This is a genomic window from Cryobacterium sp. 10I1, assembly GCF_035019805.1.
Lineage (GTDB): Bacteria > Actinomycetota > Actinomycetes > Actinomycetales > Microbacteriaceae > Cryobacterium > Cryobacterium glucosi.
On the sequence record NZ_JASJVF010000502.1, the window covers coordinates 1 to 1031 of the forward strand.

The window sequence follows — 1031 nt, forward strand, 5'->3', positions numbered from 1 at the left end:
GTCGCTCGCACACAGCACCGCGTCGATGCCGCCGGCCGTGCGGGCGAGCTGCTGCATGGCCGCCGCGCCCTGGTCGACTCCGTCGGCCGTGACCACCTCGAGGCGGGCGAGGTCCTCCGCGGAGACGTCGCCCCGCTCGAGCATGGCGTCGTGCCAGCCGCGCCGACGGTCGTCGCCTGTGCCGGACGGGCTCGGCCAGCCGATGTAGGCGATGCGGGTCGCACCGGCGTCCTGCTGCGCGCGGGTCGCCGCGTGCAGGCCAGAGTAACCATCCACGTCGACCCAGGGGTGGCGCGGCGCGGTGAAGTCGTCGCTCCGCCAGGGCCGGCCGAAGGTGACGAAGGCGATGCCCTGCTCGAGCAGCCACTCGGTGCGCGGGTCATCGGCGGTCGTCGAGGTCAGGACGAAACCGTCGACATCCGCCCCGTCGTTCAGGCGCCGGAACTGACTGATCTCGTCCTCGGGGCTCGTGGCGGTGAACAGGAGCACACGCAGGCCCCTGGCATCGGCCTGCTCGGTCAGGGCATGCAGGAACCGGTCGAGTACCGAGCCGGAGATGCCGTCGATCATCGGGTCGAGGCGGATGCCGATCGTCGAGCTGCGCCGGGTGCGCAGCCGTCTCGCCGAGGCGTGCGGACGGTAGCCGAGGGCGCTGATGGCCGCCTCGACCCTGGCGCGGGTATCGGCCTTCACGATTCCGGGCGTGTTCATCACGTTGGACACCGTCTGGCGGGACACCCCGGCTACGCGCGCCACGTCCGTGACGGTGGGGAATTCTCCCATGATCTCTCCCTGCCGGTGCTCCTCGCGCCCCGGGCACGAGGCCCCGTGGCTGGAACGATAAAACCAGACTAGCGCGTCGGATCGATCCCAGAATTAGATCGATCAAAGAAAAAGTTTGATCGATCAAATAAAACCGGCTATCGTCGTTCTCACACAAGCAAACGCGCACTGCGGCGCGACTTTAGGAGAAGAAAATGCAACGACGCACCTCCCGCTGGATGATCGGGGCCGGCCTGACCATGGCCGGG

The 1031-nt window shown here is 68.4% G+C and carries 1 protein-coding gene; it reads right to left on the reverse strand.

Annotated features, from left to right (window positions below):
- Positions 1–783 (reverse strand): LacI family DNA-binding transcriptional regulator (locus tag QN345_RS19405; protein WP_323509161.1); only part of this gene is annotated, 783 nt, incomplete at its 3' end.
- Positions 784–1031: the final 248 nt, after the last annotated feature.